Genomic DNA, 17,230 nt, shown 5'->3' on the forward strand with positions numbered 1-17,230 from the left:
GGTCTTGTAGGGCATTTCTGAATCTTCGCTTTGCGGTGACTACAAGGTGCCGGGGTTTCGTACCCTCTGCGCCCGTCCTCCGTAGCAGAAGTGCGCTCGATGTATAACGACAAGGAAAGCCCCTTCACCCTGACCCTCCTCGACCACGATTTGAGTCTGCAGGTGCTGCAATTTCACGGGCATGAAGCCCTCAATCAACCCTACCGCTTCGACATCGAAGCCCTGGGCCTGGCGCCGGCCATGTCCCTGGAACCCTTGTTCCACCGGCCGGCACACCTGGACCTGGGCCGCGGCGCCGGGTTTCACGGCGTGCTGCACAGCGTCAGCCGTGAATACCGCGGACCTGATCAGGTCGCCTACAAACTGGTGCTGGTGCCTGAACTGCTCGCCCTCGACACGCGCAAGACCCGCCGGATCTTCGAGCGCCAAAGCGTGCCGATGATCCTGCGCCAATTGCTGGCGGAACACGACTTGCCCGAAAGCAGCTACCGCTTTGAACTGTCGACCGGAAGCTACCCGTTGCGGCCGTTCTGCATTCAGTACGAGGAAACCGACCTGGCCCTGCTGCACCGATTGTGCGAGGAGGAAGGCATTCACTATCACTTCGAGCATCGAAGCGATGGCCATGTACTGGTGTTCGCCGACGATTGCCTGAGCTTCCCCCAGGAACCGTTGCTGATGGCTTTCGATAACGAGCCCGTCGTCGGCAGCCCGCCGACCATCAGCGAACTGTTCCAGCGTCATGACGCACAAGCCCGTCCAGCACACCCGCAGAGCCGCGAACGCGGCGCCGAGGCCAGTGACGACAGCGCGGCCAATCACCCCTTCAATCCGAAGAAACCGCCGCTGCCGCGCCCCGGCATCGAACAGCGCCACCGCGAGCAACTCGCCCGACGGCAACTGGAGCGCCTGCGATGCCAGCAGGTGCAGATCCACGGCCAGAGCAATCATGGGCAATTGCGCAGTGCGCAGATCGTGCAGGTGGCAGAGCACCCGTTTTCGCCATTCAACGATCAATGGCTGGTAACCCAGGCGCGGCATCAGGGTTCGAGTCCGGCGGCCGATGCGCCCGTCCCGCGGCCGCGTTATCGCAATCACTTCAGCGCGATGCCCTGGTCGACGGTCTTTCGTCCCGAGCATGCTCACAGTCGGCCGAACATTCCCGGCTTTCAACCCGCCCGGGTGTGCGGCGTGGCCGGTGAGCCGACGGTACTGGATGATCGGGGTCGGATGCAGGTCAGCTTGTGGCCCACGCCGCAGAGCGATCCCCAGACAGGTGGCGGGGTCTGGATTCCGGTTGCCTTGGCGGCGTCGGACACTCTGCCAGACCCGGCGCAAATGCCACTGGCGGGCAGCGACGGGCTGGTCAGCTTCCTCGACGGCGACCCGGACCGGCCCGTGTTCTGCGCCAGCCTGGTCCAGCGCCAACCCTCTCGCCCAGCCCGCACCCCGGAGCCGCGCAGCGATACCCGGTTGTTGCTTGATTGGTTGATAAGGGGGCCCTGATTCCTGTCAGATAACCGCAGCAGGACCTGTAGCAGCTGGCGAAGCCTGCGTCCGGCTGCGAAGCAGTCGTGAAATCAGGCAACGCGGTGTCTCAGGCAGACCTCGCACTCAGGTTTTGCGACTGCTGCGCAGCCGGACGCAGGCTTCGCCAGCTGCTACAGGGATCTTCCCTCAAACTTGCCGCTTGAAGCTTGAAGCTTGAAGCTTGCCGCTGCTTTATCCCTTATCAGCCTTCCCCGCCGCCGCCGCAAACTTCGCCAACCGCACATCCAGATGCCGTGGCCTGCGCCCATGATCCTCTGCCCGTTCCTTGCGACGAATCGCATTGCGCACCATCAAGGAACCCAGGTACCGAATCGGCTCCGGCGGGAAGAACCCCAGCGGCCCATTCACCAGCGGCGAACGGGTCCACGGGTTGTCCAGCCCCTGAACCATCGACGCCAGAATCTGCCCGCCCATATGACACGGCCCGACGCCACTGCCCGAATATCCAAACCCATAGAACACGTTGCCACTGGCACTCATCTGCCCGAAGAACGGCAGCCCCGTGACCGAGCGATCCGAAGGCCCGTTCCACGTCGCCTCGACCTTGACGTTGGCAAAGGCCGGGAAGAAGTCCGCCAGACTGCTCTGCAACAGACCGGCATAAGGCGACGGCTGGTCGAACACCGGCAGCATGCGCCCGCCATAGGCGAAGGTATTGCCGCCCTTGCCGAGCATGATCCGGCCGTCCGGCGTGTTGTGGTAGTAGTGCACGAAGATCCGCGAATCGAGCACCGTGACGCCACTGGTCAAGCCGATTTCGTTGAGCAGATCCGGGCGTGGTTCGGTGATCAGCATGTCGCTGGAGACAATCGCCACGCTGCGCTCGAACTGCGGGAACGCCCGGGCCATCCAGGCGTTCATCGCCAGCACCACACGATCGGCGCGAATGGTGCCGTTGGCGGTTTGTATCCCCGCCGGTTTGCCTTCTTCCAGCCCGGTCATGGCGGTGTGTTCATGAATCTTCACCCCCAGTTGCAGGGCCACGCGGCGCAAACCGCGTACCAGCTTGCCCGGTTGCACACTGGCCGCCGCCGGGGAGAACCAGCCCTCCAGGTGTTTGCTGGAACCGGCCATGCGCTGCACATCGGCCAGCGGCCTTTGAGTGAAAGAGTTGATGCCCTGGCGTTCCAGGGCGGCGATCACCGCGTCGGTCGAGCCGACCTGAGCGCGATTGGTCGCGGTGTAGAGGGTGCCGTCGAGCCGGTAATCGGCATCCACCCCATACTGCTCGCAGAACGCGCCGATGGCGTGGATGCTGCGCTCGGACTCCTTGACCAGACGCACCGCTTCCTCGACGCCGAACAGGCGCTCGAGGGTGAAATACTTCGCCGACCAGGACAGGGCGCAACCACCGTTGCGCCCGCTGGCTCCGGCGCCGCAGATGTCGGCCTCGATCAGCCGCACATCCAGTTCGGGGTTTTGCTGCTTGAGCATGATCGCGGTCCACAACCCGGTGTAGCCGCCGCCGACAATGCACACGTCGGCGCGGGCATCGCCTTGCAGTGGCGGGCAGCTGTCGGACGCTTCAGCCTTGAGGGCCTGGTCCAGCCAAAAGGGTCTCATGGGGGTCGATCTCCGGTCAGGTATCCACGCGCCGGCCTGCCGCACCCGCAGCAGGCGACGCGGGACAGGGTTCAGGTACGCAGGGGTTTTACGGTCATCGGCTGGTTAGGCACGAACGGATAATTGGTTTTCAGGCCACCGGGGCGACTGTTCCAGTGCGGGATCAGCACCAGCGCGGAGAACATCGCGCAGCCGGCAAAAACGATGAACACGGTGACGGAGTCGAAATAGCCCGGCAGCAACCCGCCCAGGACCGCCCCGACCGAACCGCAGCCGTTGACGAAGCCCGCCGCCGTGGCGCCGGACTTGGCGGTGCCGAAATCGATCGCGGCCGCGCCGCTGATCATTGAGTCCGGTCCATACAGGGTCAGGCCCATGACAAACAGCAGTGCCACCACCAACACCACGCTACCGGTGTGCAGCGCGCCCATGAAAAACGCCAGCGACACGGTCAGGGCCAGCAGGCTGATCACGCAGGCCGGCATGCGGCGCGCGCCGAAGAGTTTGTCCGAGGCCAGCCCGATCAGGATCGGTCCGAGCAATCCGGCCAGCTCGAAAGCGGTCGGAATGATCGCCGCGCCCACCTTGCCCACCGAAGGCATCTGTTCGAAAACGATCACCGGGCCCCAGAGCAGAATCGCGTAGCGCGCCGGTTTCAGCATGAAATACGCCAGCCCCAGGACCAGCACCGTGCGGTTGCGCAGGATGTCTTTCAACGGCGCCAGAAAGCTGGTTTTACCTTGATCGCTAGCCTCTTCGGCACTCGGTTCAGGTTCCGGTTCCACCGCTGGCAGGCCGACGTCTTCAGGCTTGTTGCGCTGAAAGATGAAGAACAGCACCGCCACCACACCGACCACCGCCGCGCTGGAAATGAACGCCGCGTGCCAGGAGCCGATCGCCGTGTAGGCCCACCATCCGGCGAACGGCGATGCCACCAGGCCACCGAACGCGTAGCAGGAACTCCACAGCCCCAGCACTCGCCCACGCTGCTGGGCGGGAAAGAAACTGCCGAGGTTCTTGCACAACCCCGACCAGCCAGTGGACTGCGCCAAGCCCTGGATCAACATGCAGGTGGCGAAGATCGGCAAGGTGGCGAAGCTGCCCATCACCAGGGCTGCGGCCGCGGAAATCAGCAACCCGCCCAGCACCACCACTCGCGGGCCGAAACGGTCGGCGAGGATGCCCCAGGTGAATTGGCCGACGGCGTAGGCGGTCAGGTAGATGGCGTCGAGGTTGGCCATGGCCATTTTGTCGAGCATGAACGTCGGGTCTTCGCCGATGCCGAGCTTGGCAACGGAAAACGCTTTGCGGGTGAAGTAGAAAGCGGCGTAGGCGAGCCAGGTGATCGCGAAGATCTGCACGCGCCAACGCTTGATGGTGCCGATGTGCTTGTTCATTGTGGTTCTGACCTCAGGGTGTGAGTGTGCCGGCAGAATTGGAAGAAAACGCCTGTGTTTTTATTGTTGAGCACTGCGATATCGCCCTGTCCCTTCGGCGGATACCGGTCAGATGAGTCCTGCGTACTGCACGCACAGTCTCATGGCTCCCGAGCTGTTCGACTGGCCAGTCAGCGGGGCTGGAGAGGATGGAAACAATTACTGATTAATAAGTGAAATCGATTTATCGTATTTCAAAAATAAGCCCTGCTTGTTACTGGAGGTTCGATGTCGGTTTCCCACGCTCAGCTCAAGGCTTTCCACGCGGTGGCCGTCTACGGAAGCTTCACCAAAGCCGCCGAGCGATTGTTCCTCACGCAACCGGCGATCTCCGATCAGGTGCGCAAACTCGAAGAACGTTACGGGGTGCTGCTGTTTCACCGCAACAAACGTTCGGTGCGTTTGACTGATCTGGGGGAACGTCTGCTTGGCGTCACCCAGAAACTGTTCGTGATCGAAGCCGAAGCCCAGGAGCTGTTGCAGGACTCCCAGGCCCTGCAGACCGGCAGCCTGATCCTGGCGGTGGATGCACCGGTGCACGTGTTGCCGCAGATCGCCCGGTTCTGCGAGCGATATCCGGGCATCAGCGTGAAGATCGAAACCGGCAACACCGACGAATCGCTGTTCCGCCTGTTCAACTATCAGGCTGACCTGGCGTTGCTGGGCCGCGAGGTCAGCGACGAACGCCTGATCTCCCTGCCACTGCGCAACGACCCGATGGTGGCGTTCGTCTCGCGCAATCACCCTTGGGCCGACCGCGAATCCATCTGCCTGGCGGATCTGGACGACACGCCGCTGGTGCTGCGGGAAATCGGCTCGGTGACGCGCCAGACACTGGAAGAGGAAATGGCCGGCGCCGGGTTTCGCATCAGGCCGGCGATCCAGGTCGAAGGCCGGGAAGCGGCGCGCGAAGCGGTGGTGGTGGGGATTGGCGTGGGGGTGGTTTCGGCGGCCGAGTTCGGTGCGGATTCCAGGGTGTGTGCGTTGCCGATTACCGACTGCAAGCGGCGCTTGACCGAGACACTGGTGTGTTTGAGGGAGCAGAGTTCGCGGCGGATTGTGGCGACGTTTCTGCAGATGGTGCGCGAGAGTCTGGTTTAAGCAGGTCCGGCCTCTTCGCGGGCAAGCCTCGCTCCTACGGGGTTTTGTGCCGTTCATAAAATTTATGTGCACCACAAACCCTGTGGGAGCGAGGCTTGCCCGCGAAGGCCGCGACTCGGTCTACTTGCCAGGCACCAACCCGAAAAACGCCTGTATCAACCGCAAATCCCGCCGCCGTTCCATGCACCCCATCATGTGCCGGTTCACCAACCCCTCGCCAATGATCGGCACCGCCGCCACCCGCGGGTCATGGCTGACTTCCACCGACGACACCACGCCCACCCCCAACTCCGCCGCCACCGCTTCGGTCACCGCTTCGCGGCTGTCCAGTTCCAGCAGCACCCGCGGGCTCACCCTGGCCTGGGCGCAGGCTTCGTCGAAGGTGCGGCGGGTGATCGAGCTGGGTTCACGCAACACCATGATCACCTGATCCAGTTCCTTGAGCGGCACGCCCTTGGTCTTGCGCGCCCACGGATGATTTTCCGGCACCAGCGCGCAAATCCGTGACTCGCTCAGGGCCTGCAGATGCAGACCCTTGCGCGGCTCGACCTCGGTCAGCACCGCCACGTCGGCATGCTCGGACAGCAGCGCGGCGAGGGTTTCCTGGGCGTTGCCCAGGCGCAGGTTCACGGTGATCCCCGGATACCGCGCGCGCAGGCTCGCCAGCATCGGCATGACCATGTGCGGGCCGTCCGCGGCGACTTCCAGGCGACCGGTGAGCAACTGCCGGTTCGCCTCCAGCATCACCTGCGCTTCCTCGGCCAGACCGAACATCGCCCGGGTGATGGCCGCCAGTTTGGTGCCCTCTTCGGTCAATTCCACCCGCCGCGCGGTGCGCCGCAACAGGGTGATCTGGTAGTGCTCCTCCAGCGCCTTGATGTGCCCGGTGACCGCTGGTTGGCTGATAAACAGGCGCGCGGCGGCGCGGGTGAAACTGCCCTCGCGGGCCACGGCATCGAAGGCACGCAGCTGAAACAGATTCATGAATAAGTCCTACTGATGGCTGGCATAACAACAAACAATTTGATTGATAACTCGGCAAATTGCAATTTAGGCACCAACGATTCATCCCATCGATTGCGAGGACACGAGAATGAGTATTGCCGCACCCATCCTGCTCACCCCCGGCCCGTTGACCACGTCCGCCCGCACCCGTCAGGCGATGATGGTTGACTGGGGTTCATGGGATGACCGCTTCAACCAACTGACCGCCAGCCTGTGCGAACAACTGTTGGCGATCATCAACGGCGCCGCCAGCCACCACTGCGTCCCTCTGCAAGGCAGCGGCACCTTCGCCGTGGAAGCAGCGATCGGCACCCTGGTGCCCCGCGACGGCAAGGTCCTGGTGCTGATCAACGGCGCCTATGGCAAACGCCTGGCGAAAATCTGCGAAGTGCTGGGTCGCGCCTTCAGCACCTTCGAAACCGCCGAAGACGAACCGACCACCGCCGCCGACGTCGACCGTCTGCTGCGCGCCGATGCCGGCATCACCCACGTTGCGCTGATTCACTGCGAAACCAGCACCGGTATCCTCAACCCGCTGCCGGAAATCGCCCAGGTCGTGCAGCAGCACGGCAAACGCCTGATCATCGATGCCATGAGTTCCTTCGGCGCCCTGCCGGTCGATGCGCAAAAGATTCCGTTCGACGCGCTGATCGCCGCCTCCGGCAAATGCCTGGAAGGCGTACCGGGCATGGGCTTCGTGTTCGCCAACAAGGAATCCCTGGCGGCAGCCGCCGGCAACTCCCATTCCCTGGCGATGGACCTGTTCGACCAGCACACCTACATGCTGAAAACCGGCCAATGGCGCTTCACCCCGCCGACCCACGTGGTCGCGGCGCTGCACGAAGCCCTGCTGCAATACAACGAAGAAGGCGGCCTGCCGGCACGCAACGCGCGTTACGCCGCCAACTGCCAGGCGTTGATGGAAGAGATGGGCAAACTGGGTCTGCGCAGCTTCCTGCCGGCCGCGATCCAGGCGCCGATCATCGCCACCTTCCACGCCCCGAAAGACCCGCGCTACCAGTTCAAGGAGTTCTACGAGCGGGTCAAGGCCAAGGGCTACATCCTCTACCCCGGCAAACTGACCCAGGTCGAAACCTTCCGCGTCGGCTGCATCGGCCACGTGCAACCTGCCGAAATGCGCGAAGCCGTCGCGGCCATCGGTGAAGTGTTGCGTGAGATGGAAGTGCTCGAGATCTGATTCAAAGACACCGCCATCCCTGTAGGAGCGAGGCTTGCCCGCGAAAGCGGCGTATCAGTCGACATCATTGCTGAATGTCAGACCGCATTCGCGAGCAAGCCCGCTCCCACAAAAAAACGAATTCCAAATTCAGTCAGCCATTACAGGATCTGATCACCATGAACTACACCAACCCAACCCAACTGCAAGCCGCCATCCTCGACTGGGCCGGCACCGTCGTCGACTTCGGTTCCTTCGCCCCTACCCAGATCTTCGTCGAAGCCTTCGCCGAGTTCGACGTGCAGGTTTCCATCGAAGAAGCCCGTGGCCCGATGGGCATGGGCAAGTGGGATCACATCCGTACCCTGTGCGACCTGCCGGAAGTCGCCGAGCGTTATCGCAAGGTGTTCGGCCGCACCCCGACCGACGATGACGTCACCGCGATCTACCAGCGCTTCATGCCGCTGCAGATCGAAAAAATCGCCGAGCACTCGGCGCTGATCCCGGGCGCCCTGGACACCATCGCCAACCTGCGCCAGCAAGGGATCAAGATCGGTTCCTGCTCCGGTTACCCGAAACAGGTCATGGACAAGGTGGTGGCTCTGGCTGCCACCAACGGTTATGTGGCCGACCACGTGGTGGCCACCGATGAAGTGCCGAACGGTCGTCCATGGCCGGCCCAGGCCCTGGCCAACGTGATCGCCCTGGGCATCGACGACGTCGCCGCCTGCGTGAAGATCGACGATACCGTACCGGGCATTCTCGAAGGTCGCCGCGCCGGCATGTGGACCGTGGCCCTGATCTGCTCGGGCAACGCCCTGGGCCTGGACTACGAAGGCTTCCGCGCCCTGGACAGCGCCACGCTGGACAGCGAGCGCAAACGCATCCACACACTCTTCGAAGACTCGCGCCCGCACTACATGATCGACACCATCAGCGACCTGCCCGCCGTGATCGCCGACATCAACCAGCGCCTGGCCAAGGGCGAGATGCCACAGTCCAGCTGATCCCCTCCTACAGAAAGCACACCGCCTCGCTCTGTGCAGGAGCTGCCGCAGGCTGCGATCTTTTGATTTTGCCTTTAAAAGATCGCAGCCTGCGGCAGATTCTGCAGTAAGAAATGCGTCTTGCTGTCAATTACCTGAACAGAGCATTCAGCGTTAAACAGCCCAAGGCAAAGCCGTTGAAACAGGATTACAGTTAAAGCACACCGTCGACCAAGAACGGTGGCTCTAAACCGGACCTGTGAGGAAGCGCGAAATGCCCTGGAAAAACTCCGAATCACGCTACAGCACCGTATCGATCACGCTGCACTGGTTGATGCTGGTCCTGCTGGCGCTGGTTTACGCCTGTATCGAACTGCGCGGAATGTTCCCCAAGGGTAGTGGTGGTCGAACCTTGATCGTGGAGTCCCATTTCATGCTCGGCCTGACGGTGTTCGTCCTGGTCTGGCTACGCCTGTTCGCCCGCAGTTTCGGCCCCGCACCGCAGATCTTCCCGGCCTCGCCGCAGTGGCAGACGACATTGGCCAAACTGATGCACTGGGCGCTGTACCTGTTCATGATCGCCACGCCGATCCTCGGCTGGCTGACCACCAGCGCCAAAGGCAATCAGGTGATGTTCTACGGCGTCGACCTGCCGCTGCTGGTGGCCGAGGACAAGGCGTTCGCCAAACAGCTGCAGGAATGGCATGAACTGGCCGGCACCATCGGTTATTGGCTTATTGGCCTGCATGCGGTGGCGGCGCTGTATCACCATTATGTGGTGGGTGATAACACCCTGTTGCGGATGATGCCCAAGCGGGTGAATCGCGATTCCTGAAATCCAGAAGCATCAATGTGGGGCTTTAAGGCCACCGCATTACATGGAGCGCGTTTCGCCTTGACTGATGGGCAATAACCCCCGCCGCCCCTGCAAGCCACCGGTATGCACAAAGACCAACCGCGTTCCCCGGGCGAACTTCCCCGCTTCGACCTGCTGCCTGAGCGCCAGCAGTGCCTTGCCGGTGTACAAGGGCTCCAGGGGAATGCCGCTGGCGCGTTCGGTCTGATCGATGAATTCGAGTAACGGCGCATCGACCTTGGCAAAGCCACCCCGGCTGGCGTCCATCAATTCATAAGCCGAACGAGGCGAGCCCGCCTCCCCCAGAATCCGCTCGACCTGCTGCGCCACCCCATGATCGTCGGGCACCGCCAGCGCGCCGTACACCAGCCGCTCCCCGGCTTCGGCCAGCACCAATCCGGCAAGCGTGGTGCCGGTGCCGCAGGCCAGCCACCAGCCGTCGTAGTCGCTCCAGTTCAGGTCCTTCAGCTGAGCCTGAACCATCGCCTTCAATGGAACGCAACCGCGAGCGCCCGCGAGGCCGCCACCGCCTTCGGGCACGGGGTACAGGGTCGGATAACGTGCACGCCAAGGCACCCAGAAACCCGCCTCATGTCGCGCTCGATAACCGCCATAGCCGAGCCAGTGCAGCTCCATGCCGAACGCCTGCAAATCCTCGACCGTAGGCGTTTGCTGGGGGTGCCCGCGCAACAGGCCCACCGTGGCAAAACCGAAGCGCTTGCCCGCCGCAGCCAGTGCATGAAGGTGGTTGGAGTGGGCACCGCCCAGACTGATGATGCCCTCGCAACCGGCTTGCCCGGCGGCCTTGAGGTGTTCGATCAGCTTGAACCATTTGTTGCCGCTGATCAGCGGGTCGATCCGGTCCAGGCGCAGGATGGCGACGTGGAGGTCGCTGAGCCAGTCGAGGTGCAGAAGTTCGAGGGGGGCCCGGGGGAGCCAGTCGTTGGGAGGGAGAAGCATGATGCCGGCTCTGGGTGAGGAGCCGGCATTTTAGCAGCCTTGAGGGCCTCTTCGCGGGCAAGCCTCGCTCCTACAGATAGCGCATACCCTGTAGGAGCGAGGCTTGCCCGCGAAGGCCATCGGCACGCTGGACCTGCAGATTACAACTCAGCCGCCAACCGCGCCCCCTGGTTGATCGCCCGCTTGGCATCCAGCTCCGCCGCCACGTCCGCGCCGCCGATCAAGTGCACGTTCTGCCCTGCCGCCGCCAGGCCTTCCTGCAATTCGCGCAGCGGGTCCTGCCCGGCACAGATCACGATGTTGTCCACCGGCAGCACCTGCGGCTCGCCCGCTTCGCCGATGCGAATGTGCAGGCCGTCGTCATCGATCTTCAGGTACTCGACGCTGTTGAGCATCTGAACCTGCTTGTTCTTCAGGCCCGTGCGGTGAATCCAGCCGGTGGTCTTGCCCAGGCCGTCGCCGACCTTGGATTTCTTGCGTTGCAGCAGGAACACTTCACGGGCCGGTGCATGGGGCGCCGCCTTGATCCCGGCGACACCGCCGCGCGCTTCCAGGTGCGTATCGATGCCCCACTCCTTCCAGAACTCATCACGGTTCAGGCTGGTGGCCTGGCCCTGGTGAACGAGGAACTCGGAGACGTCGAAACCGATACCGCCCGCGCCGATCACCGCCACGCGCTTGCCCACCGGCTTGCGCTCGAGCAGCACGTCCAGATAGCTCAGCACCTTGGCATGTTCGACACCGGGAATCGCCGGCACGCGCGGGGCAATACCGGTCGCGAGGATGATTTCGTCATAGCCGCCCTCGACCAGCTTCGCCACATCCACACGAGTGTTCAGGCACAGCTCGACGTTGGTGGTCTGCAGCTTGCGACGGAAATAACGCAGGGTTTCGTAGAACTCTTCCTTGCCCGGCACGCGCTTGGCGACGTTGAACTGGCCGCCGATCTCGCTCGCCGAATCGAACAAAGTCACCTGATGGCCACGCTCGGCGGCCACCGTCGCGGCAGCCAGACCCGCAGGGCCGGCGCCGACCACGGCGATCTTCTTCAACTGCTGTACCGGCAGGTAGTTGAGCTCGGTTTCGTGGCAGGCCCGCGGGTTCACCAGGCAGCTGGTCAACTTGCCGCCGAAGGTGTGGTCCAGGCACGCCTGGTTGCAGCCGATGCAGGTGTTGATTTCGTCGGCACGACCTTCGGCCGCCTTGTTGACGAAGTCCGCGTCGGCGAGGAACGGCCGCGCCATGGACACCATGTCGGCATCGCCTTCGGCCAGGATCTGTTCGGCCACTTCCGGGGTGTTGATGCGGTTGGTGGTGATCAGTGGAATTTTTATCTCACCACGCAGCTTGGCCGTGACCTTGCTGAACGCGGCGCGTGGCACCTTGGTGGCGATGGTCGGAATCCGCGCTTCGTGCCAGCCGATACCGGTGTTGATGATGGTCGCACCGGCCTGCTCGATGGCCTTGGCCAGTTGCACGATTTCTTCCCAGGTGCTGCCGCCTTCCACCAGATCGAGCATCGACAGGCGGAAGATGATGATGAAGTTCGGGCCTACCGCTTCGCGAACCCGGCGCACGATTTCCACCGGCAGGCGCATGCGGTTTTCGTAGCTGCCGCCCCAGCGGTCGGTACGGTGGTTGGTGTGGGCGGCGAGGAACTGGTTAATGAAATAACCTTCCGAGCCCATGATTTCCACACCGTCATACTCGGCCTGTTGCGCCAGGGTCGAGCAGGTGACGAAGTCGCGGATCTGCTTCTCGATGCCTTCCTCGTCCAGCTCCTTGGGCTTGAACGGGTTGATCGGCGCCTGAATGGCGCTCGGCGCGACCTGCTTGGGGCTGTAGGCATAACGACCGGCGTGGAGAATCTGCATGCAGATCTTGCCGCCCGCCTCGTGCACCGCGCGGGTCACGATCTGATGCTTGAGCGCTTCTTCCTCGGTGGTCAGCTTGGCGGCGCCGGAGTACACGCCGCCCTCGTCGTTCGGGCCGATACCGCCGGTGACCATCAGGCCGACACCGCCACGGGCACGCTCGGCGAAATAAGCGGCCATGCGTTCGAAACCACCGGGTTTTTCTTCAAGGCCGGTGTGCATCGAACCCATCAGGGTGCGGTTGCGCAGCGTGGTGAAACCCAGGTCCAGCGGGGCCAGCAGGTTCGGATAAAGAGCGGCGGTCATCGGTAGGCTCCACAACGATCGATCACGGAAAAGTGGGGGCGCTCTGCGGCGTCCCTCAGTCATGTGTTACAGACTATGAGCAGTCCGGGGACGCCTCAATGACTGAAAGTGACAACTTAATGATCCAATTGTGCAGCGACCCGCGTCAGATGCCTGAGCCACGCGGAAAAATTCGTATACCATATCGCCAAATCACTCCGAACGACCGCCGCCGTGACCCTACCCAAGTTCAACGCTCCCGACCTGGGCAATGCCCCCTCGACATCGGAAATCATTACCCGCCACCTGCGAGACGCCATCGTCGCCGGGCATTTTGCCGAGGACGAGCCGATTCGCCAGGACGACATCGCCCGCCAGTTCAACGTCAGCAAGATCCCCGTGCGTGAAGCGCTCAAGCGCCTGGAAGCCGAGGGCCTGGTGATGTTCCAGCGCAATCGCGGGGCGATGGTCACGCGGGTGTCCGATGCGGAGCTGGCGCAGATGTTCGAAGTGCGCATGCTGCTCGAAGACAAGGTGCTGCGCCTGGCCATCCCGAACATGACCGAAGCCACCTTCGCCCGCGCCGAGCGTATCTGCCAGGAGTTCGTCGGCGAGGATGACGTGGGGCGCTGGGCGGAGCTGAACTGGGAACTGCACGCCTGCCTCTACGAACCGGCGCAACGGCCGTTCCTGGTGGGGCTGATCCGTTCGGTCAACGACAAGCTGGAGCGTTACCTGCGCATGCAGATGAGCCTGTCGGCCGGCAAGGAACGCGCCGACCACGAACACCGCGAGATCATCGCCGCCTGCCGCGCGGGTGATGTCGACCGCGCGGTGAAGTTGCTCGACGAGCACATTGCCGGTGTCTGCAAAACCCTGTTCGAACACCTGCCCCACCATCACTGACAGCGGGTTGCCCTGTGCCGATTTCGTCATCGGCACCGGATAAAACCATCAAGCCGCCCACGCCCCGCACAGGCCACTCTTGCGTTCACTCATCTGAACGGACGTGGCCTTCATGAAACGCATCACCGTGATTGACTCCCACACCGGCGGCGAACCGACCCGCCTGGTGACCGCCGGTTTTCCGGACCTGGGTACCGGCAGCATGGCCGAGCGCCGCCAACGCCTGGCGCAAGAACACGACGACTGGCGCGCCGCCTGCGTGCTCGAACCACGGGGCAGCGATGTACTGGTCGGCGCGCTGTTGTGCGAGCCGGTCGACCCGAGCGCCTGTGCCGGCGTGATCTTTTTCAACAACACCGGCTACCTGGGCATGTGCGGCCACGGCACCATCGGTCTGGTGGCTTCGCTGGCGCATCTGGGCAAGATCGGTCCAGGCGTGCACAGCATCGAAACGCCGGTGGGCACGGTGCAGGCCACCCTTCATCCGGATCACTCGGTCAGCGTGCGCAACGTGCCGGCCTATCGGTATCGCAAGGCCGTGGCGTTGCAGGTGCCGGGGATTGGCCAGGTGGTCGGTGACATCGCCTGGGGCGGCAACTGGTTTTTCTTGATTGCCGAGCACGGCCTGCGGGTCGCCGGCGACAACCTCGATGCACTGACCGCCTACACCTATGCCGTGCAGCACGCGCTGGAAGACCAGGGCATTCGTGGCGAAGACGGCGGGTTGATCGACCATGTCGAACTGTTCGCCGACGATGACCGGGCCGACAGCCGCAACTTCGTGCTGTGCCCCGGCAAGGCCTACGACCGCTCCCCTTGCGGCACCGGCACCAGCGCCAAACTGGCGTGCCTGGCGACCGACGACAAATTGCAGCCGGGGCAGATCTGGCGCCAGGCCAGCGTGATCGGCAGCGAGTTCGAAGGCTCCTATGAATGGCAAGGCGAGCGCATCGTCCCGACCATTCGCGGCCGTGCCTTCATCAGCGCCGAGGCCAACCTGATCATCGAACAGGACGACCCCTTCGCCTGGGGCATTCGCCCATGAACCAGGGCCGGGTGGCCGATGTGATCGTGATCGGTGCGGGCATCATCGGCGCCGCTTGCGCCCAGGCGCTGGCCCGACGCGGCTTGCGCGTGCTGGTGCTGGACGCAGGCAGGCATGGCGCGACGGCCGCCGGCATGGGCCACTTGCTGGTGCTCGATGACAACCCGGCCGAACTGGCCTTGAGTCAATACTCGCTGCAACGCTGGCGCGAACAGGCGCCAGAGCTGCCCGACGGTTGCGCCTACCGCAGCAATGGCACCCTGTGGCTGGCGGCCAACGCCGATGAAATGGCCGTGGCCGAAAGCAAATACCTGAACCTCAAGGCCGAGGGCGTTGCCTGCGAACTGGTCGCCCCTCGTGCATTGCGCGAGCGTGAACCGGCGTTGCGTGAAGGTCTTGAAGGGGGTCTGTTGATCAACGGCGACGGCATTCTGTATGCCCCGGCGACCGCCAGCTGGATGCTCGACAACGGCAACATCGAACAACGGCGGGCGCGGGTCTGTGAGGTGGATGGCAATCGCGTGCGCCTCGAGGACGGTCAGTGGTTGAGCGCTGAAGTGGTCATTCTCGCCAACGGTATCCAGGCCACCGAGCTGTGCCCGGAGTTGCCGATCGAGCCGAAAAAAGGTCATCTGCTGATCACCGACCGCTACCCCGGCAAGGTCACCCACACCCTGGTGGAACTGGGTTATGTCACCAGCGCCCACAACGCCACCGGGCCGTCGACCGCCTGCAATATCCAGCCGCGCCCGACCGGGCAACTGTTCATTGGCGCTTCGCGACAGTTCGGCACCACCGATCCGCAGGTGGAAGGCTGGATGCTGGCGAAGATGCTCAAGCGCGCCATCGAGTACATGCCCGATCTTGCCCAGCTCAACGGCATCCGTGCCTGGACCGGTTTTCGCGCCGCCAGCCCCGACGGCCTGCCGCTGGTGGGCGAGCATCCGCACCGCAAAGGCCTGTGGCTCGCGGTGGGGCATGAGGGGCTCGGGGTCACCACGGCACCCGGCACGGCCGACCTGCTGGTGGCGCAATTGTTCGGCGAGACGCCACCACTGGCGGCGCAACCCTATCTACCGCAACGTTTTATCGCAGAGGCGCTCTATGCCTGAATTGATCCTGGACGGCCGCGCCCTGCGCGTGGCCGAGGGCACAACGGTCGCCGCGGCGCTGGCCCTGGGCGGTGACGGCTGCAGTCGCACCTCGGTCAGCGGTCAGCGACGCGCACCTCTGTGCGGCATGGGCATCTGCCAGGAATGCCGGGTGACCATCAACGGCCGCAGGCGACTGGCTTGCCAGACCCTGTGCCAGGACGACATGCAGGTGCAGACCCGACCATGAACGAATACGCCGACCTGCTGATCATTGGTGCCGGCCCCGCCGGCATGAGCGCCGCCCTCGCCGCCGCCCCCAGTGGCGCGCGGATTGTGCTGCTCGACGACAATCCGCTGCCCGGCGGGCAGATCTGGCGCGACGGACCGCAGGCCAGCCTGCCGGACCAGGCACGACAGATGCGCTCGCGCCTGAGCGACTGCCGAAATGTCCGTCACCATTCGGGCACGCGGGTGATCGCCTGCTGCGCGCCGAACCAGTTGCTGGTGGAAGATGCCGAGCGCGGCTGGTTGATCGACTACGACAAGTTGATTCTGTGTACCGGGGCTCGCGAATTGCTGCTGCCCTTTCCCGGCTGGACATTGCCGGGGGTGACCGGCGCTGGTGGGCTTCAGGCGCTGATCAAGGGGGGCTTGCCGGTGCGCGGTGAGCGTGTGTTGATTGCCGGCAGCGGGCCGTTGCTGCTGGCCAGCGCGGCCACCGCGAAACACAACGGTGCCCAGGTGGTGCGCATCGCCGAGCAGGCTTCTTCGCTTGCTGTCGCCGGGTTCTCCCTGCAACTGCCGCGTTGGCCGGGCAAGCTTTTGCAGTCCTTCACTTTGTTTGATCGTCAGTACCGAACCGGCACTCATGTGGTGGAGGCGCTGGGCATTGAACGGCTGGAGGCCGTGCGCTTGCGGCAACCGGACGGTGAAATCGTCGAGCTGGCTTGTGATCGACTGGCCTGTGGGTTTGGGCTGATTCCCAATACGCAGTTGGGGCAGGCGCTGGGGTGTGAACTGGCCGGTACGGCGCTGGCGGTCGATGAGTGGCAGGCGACGAGTCGGGCCAATCACTTTGCCGCTGGTGAGTGTACGGGGTTTGGAGGGAGCGAGCTGGCGTTGGTGGAAGGTGCCATCGCCGGGTTTGTGGCGGTGGGTGACAACGATGCGGCGCGGCAGCTGTGGTCGCGTCGGGCGCGTTGGCAGGGGTTTGCGCGGGCGTTGAACCGTGCGTTTGCGCTTGATCCTCGGCTCAAGAATCTGGCTCGAGCGGATACGCTGGTTTGTCGGTGTGAGGATGTGTCCTACGGGGCGATTGCCGGGCATGGGGATTGGCGTGGGGCGAAGCTGGCCAGTCGCTGTGGGATGGGGGCTTGTCAGGGGCGGGTTTG

The 17,230-nt window shown here is 63.7% G+C and carries 15 protein-coding genes; 10 read left to right on the forward strand and 5 right to left on the reverse strand.

The annotated features are described in order from the left end of the window. The first annotated feature begins 99 nt into the window (after nt 1-99). Nucleotides 100-1,506: a type VI secretion system Vgr family protein gene (locus HNO86_RS13530; protein WP_175377453.1), complete on the forward strand. Its 1,407-nt coding sequence runs from the start codon at nt 100-102 to the stop codon at nt 1,504-1,506. Nucleotides 1,507-1,722: 216 nt separating this feature from the next. Here the strand turns inward: HNO86_RS13530 and HNO86_RS13535 are convergent, their stop codons facing one another. Further along, complete coding sequence (locus tag HNO86_RS13535) at nt 1,723-3,114, reverse strand: FAD-dependent oxidoreductase (RefSeq protein ID WP_175377454.1); 1,392 nt, start codon at nt 3,112-3,114, stop codon at nt 1,723-1,725. Between the two features lie 71 nt (nt 3,115-3,185). Further along, the gene (locus tag HNO86_RS13540) at nt 3,186-4,511 is read right to left on the reverse strand and encodes an MFS transporter (RefSeq protein ID WP_175377455.1); all 1,326 of its coding nucleotides are present in this window, start codon (nt 4,509-4,511) and stop codon (nt 3,186-3,188) included. Between the two features lie 267 nt (nt 4,512-4,778). Here HNO86_RS13540 and HNO86_RS13545 point away from each other — a divergent pair, with 267 nt between their 5' ends. Continuing rightward, nucleotides 4,779-5,651, forward strand: a complete 873-nt coding sequence (locus HNO86_RS13545; RefSeq protein WP_175377456.1) for a LysR family transcriptional regulator — start codon at nt 4,779-4,781, stop codon at nt 5,649-5,651. A gap of 120 nt (nt 5,652-5,771) precedes the next feature. On the opposite strand, the gene HNO86_RS13550 is transcribed toward HNO86_RS13545, so the two are convergent. Continuing rightward, on the reverse strand, nt 5,772-6,635 hold the full coding sequence (locus HNO86_RS13550) for a LysR substrate-binding domain-containing protein (protein WP_175377457.1): 864 nt from the start codon (nt 6,633-6,635) through the stop codon (nt 5,772-5,774). A 109-nt stretch (nt 6,636-6,744) separates the two neighbouring features. Between HNO86_RS13550 and HNO86_RS13555 the strand changes: the two genes are divergently transcribed. The 3 genes from HNO86_RS13555 to HNO86_RS13565 all read left to right on the forward strand — a co-directional run bounded on the left by HNO86_RS13555 (nt 6,745) and on the right by HNO86_RS13565 (nt 9,654). Next, nucleotides 6,745-7,854, forward strand: a complete 1,110-nt coding sequence (locus HNO86_RS13555) for a 2-aminoethylphosphonate--pyruvate transaminase (protein ID WP_175377458.1) — start codon at nt 6,745-6,747, stop codon at nt 7,852-7,854. A 158-nt stretch (nt 7,855-8,012) separates the two neighbouring features. Continuing rightward, the gene (gene phnX, locus HNO86_RS13560) at nt 8,013-8,840 is read left to right on the forward strand and encodes a phosphonoacetaldehyde hydrolase (RefSeq protein ID WP_175377459.1); all 828 of its coding nucleotides are present in this window, start codon (nt 8,013-8,015) and stop codon (nt 8,838-8,840) included. 253 nt (nt 8,841-9,093) lie between these two features. Next, nucleotides 9,094-9,654, forward strand: a complete 561-nt coding sequence (locus tag HNO86_RS13565) for a cytochrome b (protein ID WP_175377460.1) — start codon at nt 9,094-9,096, stop codon at nt 9,652-9,654. A gap of 39 nt (nt 9,655-9,693) precedes the next feature. On the opposite strand, the gene HNO86_RS13570 is transcribed toward HNO86_RS13565, so the two are convergent. Both HNO86_RS13570 and HNO86_RS13575 read right to left on the reverse strand, forming a co-directional pair. Next, nucleotides 9,694-10,635: a 1-aminocyclopropane-1-carboxylate deaminase/D-cysteine desulfhydrase gene (locus HNO86_RS13570; RefSeq protein ID WP_175377461.1), complete on the reverse strand. Its 942-nt coding sequence runs from the start codon at nt 10,633-10,635 to the stop codon at nt 9,694-9,696. A gap of 140 nt (nt 10,636-10,775) precedes the next feature. Next, nucleotides 10,776-12,815, reverse strand: a complete 2,040-nt coding sequence (locus HNO86_RS13575; protein ID WP_175377462.1) for an NADPH-dependent 2,4-dienoyl-CoA reductase — start codon at nt 12,813-12,815, stop codon at nt 10,776-10,778. 213 nt (nt 12,816-13,028) lie between these two features. Between HNO86_RS13575 and HNO86_RS13580 the strand changes: the two genes are divergently transcribed. The 5 genes from HNO86_RS13580 to HNO86_RS13600 all read left to right on the forward strand — a co-directional run. Then, nucleotides 13,029-13,700, forward strand: coding sequence for an FCD domain-containing protein (locus HNO86_RS13580; protein ID WP_175377463.1), 672 nt, complete (start codon nt 13,029-13,031; stop codon nt 13,698-13,700). Nucleotides 13,701-13,812: 112 nt separating this feature from the next. Next, complete coding sequence (locus tag HNO86_RS13585) at nt 13,813-14,745, forward strand: 4-hydroxyproline epimerase (protein WP_175377464.1); 933 nt, start codon at nt 13,813-13,815, stop codon at nt 14,743-14,745. After that, nucleotides 14,742-15,857: an FAD-binding oxidoreductase gene (locus tag HNO86_RS13590; protein WP_175377465.1), complete on the forward strand. Its 1,116-nt coding sequence runs from the start codon at nt 14,742-14,744 to the stop codon at nt 15,855-15,857. Before HNO86_RS13585 ends, HNO86_RS13590 begins: the two co-directional genes overlap by 4 nt. Then, the gene (locus HNO86_RS13595) at nt 15,850-16,086 is read left to right on the forward strand and encodes a (2Fe-2S)-binding protein (protein ID WP_175377466.1); all 237 of its coding nucleotides are present in this window, start codon (nt 15,850-15,852) and stop codon (nt 16,084-16,086) included. The genes HNO86_RS13590 and HNO86_RS13595 overlap by 8 nt, the downstream gene beginning before the upstream one ends. Then, nucleotides 16,083-17,230 (forward strand): FAD/NAD(P)-binding oxidoreductase (locus HNO86_RS13600; RefSeq protein ID WP_175377467.1); only part of this gene is annotated, 1,148 nt, incomplete at its 3' end. The genes HNO86_RS13595 and HNO86_RS13600, both read left to right, overlap by 4 nt.

Source organism: Pseudomonas sp. C1C7, from assembly GCF_013359595.1.
Lineage (GTDB): Bacteria > Pseudomonadota > Gammaproteobacteria > Pseudomonadales > Pseudomonadaceae > Aquipseudomonas.

Excerpts from the sequence above, each read along its gene's own strand:
- HNO86_RS13530 (WP_175377453.1), top strand. The coding sequence starts at position 100 with ATGTATAACGACAAGGAAAGCCCCTTCACCCTGACCCTCCTCGACCAC.
- HNO86_RS13535 (WP_175377454.1), bottom strand. The coding sequence starts at position 3,114 with ATGAGACCCTTTTGGCTGGACCAGGCCCTCAAGGCTGAAGCGTCCGAC.
- HNO86_RS13540 (WP_175377455.1), bottom strand. The coding sequence starts at position 4,511 with ATGAACAAGCACATCGGCACCATCAAGCGTTGGCGCGTGCAGATCTTC.
- HNO86_RS13545 (WP_175377456.1), top strand. The coding sequence starts at position 4,779 with ATGTCGGTTTCCCACGCTCAGCTCAAGGCTTTCCACGCGGTGGCCGTC.
- HNO86_RS13550 (WP_175377457.1), bottom strand. The coding sequence starts at position 6,635 with ATGAATCTGTTTCAGCTGCGTGCCTTCGATGCCGTGGCCCGCGAGGGC.
- HNO86_RS13555 (WP_175377458.1), top strand. The coding sequence starts at position 6,745 with ATGAGTATTGCCGCACCCATCCTGCTCACCCCCGGCCCGTTGACCACG.
- phnX (WP_175377459.1), top strand. The coding sequence starts at position 8,013 with ATGAACTACACCAACCCAACCCAACTGCAAGCCGCCATCCTCGACTGG.
- HNO86_RS13565 (WP_175377460.1), top strand. The coding sequence starts at position 9,094 with ATGCCCTGGAAAAACTCCGAATCACGCTACAGCACCGTATCGATCACG.
- HNO86_RS13570 (WP_175377461.1), bottom strand. The coding sequence starts at position 10,635 with ATGCTTCTCCCTCCCAACGACTGGCTCCCCCGGGCCCCCCTCGAACTT.
- HNO86_RS13575 (WP_175377462.1), bottom strand. The coding sequence starts at position 12,815 with ATGACCGCCGCTCTTTATCCGAACCTGCTGGCCCCGCTGGACCTGGGT.
- HNO86_RS13585 (WP_175377464.1), top strand. The coding sequence starts at position 13,813 with ATGAAACGCATCACCGTGATTGACTCCCACACCGGCGGCGAACCGACC.
- HNO86_RS13590 (WP_175377465.1), top strand. The coding sequence starts at position 14,742 with ATGAACCAGGGCCGGGTGGCCGATGTGATCGTGATCGGTGCGGGCATC.
- HNO86_RS13595 (WP_175377466.1), top strand. The coding sequence starts at position 15,850 with ATGCCTGAATTGATCCTGGACGGCCGCGCCCTGCGCGTGGCCGAGGGC.